The sequence below is a fragment of the Mesorhizobium sp. M7D.F.Ca.US.004.01.2.1 genome, from assembly GCF_003997785.1.
Lineage (GTDB): Bacteria > Pseudomonadota > Alphaproteobacteria > Rhizobiales > Rhizobiaceae > Mesorhizobium > Mesorhizobium loti.
Window position 1 is genome coordinate 1 of record NZ_RZRQ01000311.1, and the last position, 7082, is coordinate 7082.

The 7082-nt window shown below is 64.0% G+C and carries 6 protein-coding genes; all 6 read left to right on the top strand.

Going from position 1 to position 7082, the window contains the following annotated elements:
* Positions 1–1101, top strand: a 1101-nt coding sequence (gene murG, locus EN993_RS28515) for an undecaprenyldiphospho-muramoylpentapeptide beta-N-acetylglucosaminyltransferase (RefSeq protein WP_127265446.1), incomplete at its 5' end; no start/stop codon positions are given.
* The gene (gene murC, locus EN993_RS28520) at positions 1098–2504 is read left to right on the top strand and encodes a UDP-N-acetylmuramate--L-alanine ligase (protein WP_109668251.1); all 1407 of its coding nucleotides are present in this window, start codon (positions 1098–1100) and stop codon (positions 2502–2504) included. The genes murG and murC, both read left to right, overlap by 4 nt.
* Entirely contained in the window at positions 2501–3466 is a 966-nt protein-coding gene (gene murB, locus EN993_RS28525; protein WP_127265447.1) for a UDP-N-acetylmuramate dehydrogenase, read from the top strand. Before murC ends, murB begins: the two co-directional genes overlap by 4 nt.
* Before the next feature lie 303 nt (positions 3467–3769).
* Positions 3770–4696: a D-alanine--D-alanine ligase gene (locus EN993_RS28530; RefSeq protein ID WP_109668247.1), complete on the top strand. Its 927-nt coding sequence runs from the start codon at positions 3770–3772 to the stop codon at positions 4694–4696.
* Positions 4684–5625 carry a cell division protein FtsQ/DivIB gene (locus EN993_RS28535; protein ID WP_127265448.1) on the top strand — a complete coding sequence of 314 codons (942 nt, stop codon included), beginning with the start codon at positions 4684–4686 and terminating at the stop codon, positions 5623–5625. Before EN993_RS28530 ends, EN993_RS28535 begins: the two co-directional genes overlap by 13 nt.
* A complete protein-coding gene (gene ftsA / locus EN993_RS28540; protein WP_109668243.1) occupies positions 5622–6929 on the top strand; it encodes a cell division protein FtsA in 1308 nt (435 codons plus the stop codon). The genes EN993_RS28535 and ftsA overlap by 4 nt, the downstream gene beginning before the upstream one ends.
* Positions 6930–7082: the final 153 nt, after the last annotated feature.

Consider the following 7082-nt stretch of genomic DNA (forward strand, 5'->3'; position numbering starts at 1 on the left):
GCGGGCGGAACCGGTGGGCACCTTTTCCCGGCCGAGGCGCTGGCGCATGAGCTGAACGAGCGCGGCTGGTCGGTACATCTGGCGACCGACGACCGTGCCGAGCGTTTCGCCAGCCATTTCCCGGCCGCCGCCATCCATCCGATCCAGTCGGCGACGATGGGCTCGAAAAATCCTTTTGCCCTGCTTGGCGCCTTCTGGAAAATCTGGCGCGGCGTGCGTCAGGCTTCCGCCATCATTGGCAGGATCAAGCCGGATGCCGTCGTCGGCTTCGGCGGCTATCCGACCTTGCCGCCGCTCTACGCGGCGACACGGCGCAAGGTGCCGACGCTGATCCATGAGCAGAACGCGGTGATGGGACGCGCCAACCGTGCGCTGGCCGGCCGCGTCGATGCCATCGCCGGCGGCTTCCTGCCGCAGGACACCAGTTCTGCCGGCGTCAAGACGGTGACGACGGGCAATCCGGTCAGGCCTGCCGTGCTGGAAGCGGCCAAGACGGCTTATGCGGCGTCGACCGGGGAACAGCCGTTTCGCCTGCTGGTGTTCGGCGGCAGCCAGGGCGCCCAGTTCTTTTCCGATGCCGTGCCGGGAGCCATGGCGCTGCTTTCCGATGCCCAGCGCAAGCGGCTGGTGATCACGCAGCAGGCGCGCGCGGATGACGTGGCGCGGGTCAAGGCGGCCTATGCCGCCCTTGGCGTCGCCGTCGAGGTCTCACCCTTCTTCACCGACATGGCGCAGCGCATAGCGACCGCTCACCTGGTGATCTCGCGCTCCGGTGCCTCGACTGTCTCGGAGATCGCCGTCATTGGCCGGCCGGCGCTGCTGGTGCCTTACCCCTATGCGCTCGATCACGACCAGGCGGCGAACGCGGCGGCCCTTGCCGCTGCTGGCGGCGGCGAAGTGCACCCACAATCCTCGCTTTCGCCCGAACGCATCGCAGCGCTCGTCGGCGGGCTGATGGATGCTCCCGAGCGGCTGGCGGCGATGGCGGCGGGCGCGAAATCGGCAGGCAGGCCGGACGCGGCACGGTTGCTCGCTGATCTCACAGAGGCTATTGCGTCGAAAAAAACCGTTTCGGATTTCAGGAAGGGGACGCACGCATGAAGATGCCGCAGACCATCGGCCTTGTGCATTTCATCGGTATTGGCGGCATCGGCATGAGCGGCATTGCCGAAGTGCTGCACAATCTCGGCTACAAGGTGCAAGGGTCCGACCAGGCCGAAAGCGCCAATGTGCAGCGGCTGCGCGACAAGGGCATCGAATGCTTCGTCGGCCACAAGGCCGAGAACCTCGGCGATGCCGAGGTGGTCGTCGTCTCGACGGCGATCAAGAAATCCAACCCGGAGCTCAAGGCCGCGCGCGAAAAGCTGTTGCCGATCGTGCGCCGGGCCGAGATGCTGGCCGAGCTGATGCGCTTTCGCCAGGCGGTGGCGATCGGCGGCACGCATGGCAAGACGACGACGACCTCGATGGTGGCGACCTTGCTCGACGCCGGCGGGCTCGATCCGACCGTCATCAATGGGGGCATCATCAATGCCTATGGCACCAACGCGCGCATGGGCGACGGCGAATGGATGGTGGTCGAGGCCGACGAGAGCGACGGCACCTTCCTCAAGCTGCCGGCCGAGATCGCCGTCGTCACCAACATCGATCCCGAGCATCTCGATCACTATGGCAGTTTCGACAAGGTGCGCGAGGCCTTCCGCCAGTTCGTCGAGAACGTGCCGTTCTACGGTTTTGGCGTGATGTGCACCGATCATCCTGAGGTGCAGGCGCTGGTCAGCCGCATCGAAGATCGCCGCGTCATCACCTATGGCGAGAACGCGCAGGCCGATGTGCGCTTCACCAACCACCGCATGGCCGGTGCCATTTCGGAATTCGACGTGGTGATCCGCGACCGCAAGACCGGCGGCCAAACGACGATTGCAGGCCTGCGCCTGCCGATGCCCGGCCGTCACAACGTCTCCAACGCGACGGCTGCGATCGCCGTCGCGCATGAGCTCGGCCTGTCGGCCGAGGCGATCAAGAAGGGCCTGTCGTCCTTCGCCGGCGTCAAGCGCCGCTTCACCCACACCGGTTCGTGGGACGGCGTCGAAATATTCGACGATTACGGCCACCATCCGGTCGAAATCTCGGCGGTGCTGAAGGCGGCACGCAGCGCCACCAAGGGCCGCGTCATCGCCATTGCCCAGCCGCATCGCTTCACCCGACTGCATGACCTATTCAACGAGTTTTCGACCTGCTTCAACGACGCCGACACGGTGATGGTGGCGCCGGTCTACGCGGCCGGCGAAGAGCCGATCGACGGCGTCAGTTCGGACGCGCTGGTGTCGCGCATCCGCGCCGGCGGCCATCGCGACGCTCGCTACATCGAGGGTCCGGCGGCGATTGCGCCCATCATCCGCGATCTGGCCAAGCCGGGCGATTTCGTCGTCTTCCTTGGCGCCGGCAACATCACCCAATGGGCCTATGCGTTGCCCAAGGAGCTTGGCGGGACCGTCTCATGATGCACGGCCAGGCCCTGATCGACAGACTTGGCGACCGGCTTGCCGGCCTGCGCGGCCGCCTCACGCCGAATGCCGAGATGGACAAGATTACCTGGTTCCGCGCCGGTGGGCTGGCCGAGGTGCTGTTCCAGCCGGCCGACGAGGAAGATCTTGCGGCGTTCCTGCGCGCGGTTCCCGAAGAGATACCGCTGACCGTGGTTGGCGTTGGCTCGAACCTTCTGGTTCGCGACGGCGGCATTCCAGGCTTCGTCATCAGGCTTTCGGCGAAAGGTTTCGGTCAGATCGAGAGAACAGCAACTGGCGGGATCAACGCCGGTGCTGCCGCCCCTGACAAGCGCCTCGCCGCATTTGCCCTGGAGGAAGGCATTGGCGGGTTCCATTTCTACCACGGCATTCCCGGCGCCGTAGGCGGCGCGCTTGTCATGAATGCCGGCGCCAACGGCGTGGAGACCCGCGAACGGGTTGTCGAGTTGCGAGGGCTTACTCGCAAGGGGGAAATCACGACATTCCTGGCTGAGGACATGGACTATTCTTATCGCCATTCGGCGGTGCCGGCTGGCGTGATCTTCACATCGGCGGTTTTCGAGGGGTATCCAGAAGAAAAGGCGGCGATCAAGGCGGCGATGGAGGCCGTGCAGAACCATCGCGAGACCGTGCAGCCGATCCGCGAGAAGACCGGCGGCTCGACCTTCAAGAATCCCGAAGGCACGTCGGCCTGGAAGGAGATCGACAAGGCGGGTTGCCGCGGCCTGATGATCGGCGGCGCGCAGATGTCGCCGATGCATTGCAACTTCATGATCAACACGGGAACCGCGACCGGCTACGATCTTGAATATCTCGGCGAGACGGTGCGCACGCGGGTGCTGGAGAATTCCGGCATCCGGTTGCAATGGGAAATCAAGCGCATCGGCAATTTCCGGCCGGGGCATGCCGTCCAGGAGTTTCTCGGACAGCTGCTTTAGCCCGCGTCGAACTTCATGTGATACATGAACTTCGACGGGATCAAAACGACCCGCGACCGTTGCTGTAAAGACTCAACGACACGCTTTTCGCATCCATTTTCTCAGAAAGTGAATCTCTCGGAATCGTAAGCACTTGCCAGTGAATCAACTCTCTGATTCTCTGCTCAAAAGCGTTTCCTGATTTGAGTCGTTCGACGCGTTACCCGCGTTTTCCGTCTGGGGGGGGCAACCTGCTGGGAGACTCGGACTCAATGTTGCGGAAAATCTTGGTTTTTGGTCCGCCGTGAGAGGGGATGCCGGGGAATGAAAAGCAAGCATGTGGCCGTCCTGCTGGGTGGTTTTTCGTCCGAGCGGCCCGTGTCCCTGTCTTCGGGAAAGGCTTGTGCCGATGAGCTCGAGAAGGAAGGCTACCAGGTCACGCGCGTCGATGTCGGGCGCGATGTCGGCTCCGTGCTTGCCGAGCTCAAGCCCGATGTTGTCTTCAACGCGCTGCATGGCCCTTTTGGCGAGGACGGCACTGTCCAGGGCATCCTCGAATATCTCGGCATTCCCTACACCCATTCCGGCGTGCTCGCCTCGGCTCTGGCCATGAACAAGGAGCAGGCCAAGCGGGTTGCCAAGGCGGTCGGCGTGCCGGTCGCCGAATCGAAGGTCGCCAGCCGCTTCGCCATCCAGAGCAAACATCCGATGAAGCCGCCCTATGTGGTCAAGCCGGTCAATGAGGGCTCGAGCTTCGGCGTCGTCATCGTGCATGAAGGCCAGTCGCATCCGCCGCAGGTGATCGGCTCGTCCGAGTGGAAATATGGCGATACCGTCATGGTCGAGCGTTACATCCATGGCCGCGAGCTGACCTGCGCGGTGATGGGCGATGTGGCGCTGGGGGTCTGCGAGATCATCCCGACCGGCCATTCCTTCTACGACTATGATTCAAAATATGTCGCTGGGGGATCAAAGCACGAATGCCCCGCAAAAGTTTCACCGAATATTTACCAAAAAATACAAACACTGGCGCTCAAGGCTCACCAAGCGATCGGCTGTCGGGGCGTTTCCCGGTCGGACTTCCGTTATGACGATCGGCATTCCGAAAACGGCGAGGTTGTGTGGCTCGAGGTCAACACCCAGCCGGGTATGACGCCGACGTCCTTGGTGCCTGAAATCGCCGCCCAGGCCGGGCACTCGTTTGGCGATTTGTTGAGTTGGATGGTGGAGGACGCTTCGTGTCTGCGTTGAAATGGGGACAGGGTAAGGAGAGGGGCGCGGCCGGGCCGGCGCTGTTCGGCCTGCCGTTGTCGTTGGACCATTTCGTGCTGCCGCGGATGCTGCGCCGCCCGGTGCGCATTCTGGCGCGCCTCGGCGTCGGGGAATTCCAGGCGCCGCGCTTTTCCGCGGCCATGATGTCGGCCGTTTTGATTGCCTCGAGCAGTGCCTATGGCGCCTATCTCGGCGGCCATGTCGACGGCATCGTGCAGAGCATCACTGCCCGCACCGGCTTTGCCGTCGACCAGGTCAAGGTGGTCGGCAATCGCCAGACCTCGGAGATCGATATTCTCGACAGGCTCGAGCTCGACGGTTGGACGTCGCTGATCGGCTTTGACGCCGAGGCGGCGCGCGAGCGCATCTCCGGCCTGCCGTGGATCGAGGTTGCGGCGGTTCGCAAGGTCTACCCGCACACGCTGGAAGTGCGCGTCGAAGAGCGCCAGGCCTTCGCGCTCTGGCAACAGGGCGACGAGCTGTCCGTCATCGAGAAGGATGGCGCTGTGATCGCGCCGTTCTCGGGCGGCAAGCAGGTGTTGCTGCCGCTGCTGATCGGCACCGGCGCGCCGGCGAGCGCGCCCGACTTCATCGCCAAGATCGAAAAATATCCTGAGCTCGCCACCCGGATCAAAGGCTATATCCGCGTCGGCGAACGGCGCTGGGACCTGAAGCTGGACAATGGCATCACTGTCAAGCTTCCCGAGGATGACGAGGATCAGGCGCTGGCCGAACTCGTCAAGATGGACCAGGACAAGGGGCTGTTGTCACGCGACATCGCCGCCGTCGACATGCGCCTGACCGACCGGCTGGTCGTGCAGTTGACACCCGAGGCGGCAACGCAACGCGAAGCCGCACTCAACGAAAAACCCAAGAGCCTGAAGCGCAAGCCGGAGACGAAGATATGAGCTGGCTTGGCGGTCATGGCGATGCCTCGTCGCGCCGATCCGGCACCCTGACGGTGCTGGATGTCGGTTCGAGCAAGGTCTGCTGCATGGTGGCCAAGCTGAAGCCGTGCGATGACGGCAAGCTGTTGCGTGGCCGCTCGCACCGGATCCAGGTTATCGGCATCGGCCATCAGAAGTCGCAAGGCGTGAAGTCGGGGGTTGTCGTCGATCTCGACCGCGCCGAGCATGCCATACGTCTCGCCGTCGATGCGGCGGAGCGCATGGCCGGGCTGACGGTCGATTCGCTGATCGTCAACATGACGGCCGGTCGGCTGAAGAGCGAAGCCTTCTCCGCCACCATCAATCTTGGCGGCCATGAGGCCGACGAGACCGACATCAAGCGCGTTCTCGGCGCCGGCGCCAAGCAGGCGCTGAAGGTCGAGCGCGAGGTGATCCATTCGCTTCCAGTCGGCTTCTCGCTGGATGCGGAACGCGGCGTGCGTGATCCGCGCGGCATGGTCGGCGACGCACTCGGCGTCGACATGCATGTGCTGACCGGCGACGCCGCGCCGATGCGCAATCTGGAGCTTTCCATCAACCGTTCGCATCTGTCGGTCGAGCGCATGGTGGCGACGCCCTATGCCAGCGGGTTGGCGGCCCTGGTCGACGACGAACTGGAAATGGGCGCGGCCTGCATCGACATGGGCGGCGGCACGACGACGATCTCGGTGTTTTCGGAAGGCAAGTTCGTCCATGGCGACGCCATCGCCATCGGCGGCAATCATGTCACGCTGGACATGGCCAAGGGACTGTCGACCTCGCTCGATGCCGCCGAACGGCTGAAGGTGATGCATGGCTCGGCGCTGCCCGGCAGCGCTGACGATCGCGACCTGGTTTCGATCCAGCCGATCGGCGACGATGGCGATGTGCCTTTGCAGATCCCGCGCTCGGTGATGACGCGCATCGTGCGCGCTCGCATCGACGAGACGCTCGAACTGCTGCGCGACCGGCTCAACAAGTCCGGCTACGGCAATGCGGTGGGCAAGCGTGTCGTGCTCACCGGCGGCGCCAGCCAGCTTGCCGGCCTGCCGGAGGCGGCGCGCCGCATCCTGGGACGCAATGTGCGCATCGGCCGTCCGCTCGGCGTGGCCGGCCTGCCGGAAGCGGCGAAGGGGCCGGCTTTCTCGGCCGCGGTAGGGCTTCTGATCTATCCGCAGATGGCGAGCTTCGAGAGCCATCCGGCGAAAGGAATTTCCGGTCTCAGAATGACCGGAACGGGCGGAAAACTGCATCGCATGAGTCAGTGGTTGAGAGACAGTTTCTAAATTGACGGGGACAGCCCCATAGGCGGCCGCGGCGGCGAAGCGGCGTGAAAGGCAAAGGACGGAGACAATGACCATCAATCTGCAAAAGCCGGACATCACCGAGCTTAAGCCGCGCATCACCGTGTTCGGTGTCGGCGGCGGCGGCGGCAATGC

Coding starts and splice junctions, on each gene's coding strand:
- EN993_RS28530 (WP_109668247.1), top strand. CDS start 3,770: ATGAAAAGCAAGCATGTGGCCGTCCTGCTGGGTGGTTTTTCGTCCGAG.
- ftsA (WP_109668243.1), top strand. CDS start 5,622: ATGAGCTGGCTTGGCGGTCATGGCGATGCCTCGTCGCGCCGATCCGGC.
- murC (WP_109668251.1), top strand. CDS start 1,098: ATGAAGATGCCGCAGACCATCGGCCTTGTGCATTTCATCGGTATTGGC.
- murB (WP_127265447.1), top strand. CDS start 2,501: ATGATGCACGGCCAGGCCCTGATCGACAGACTTGGCGACCGGCTTGCC.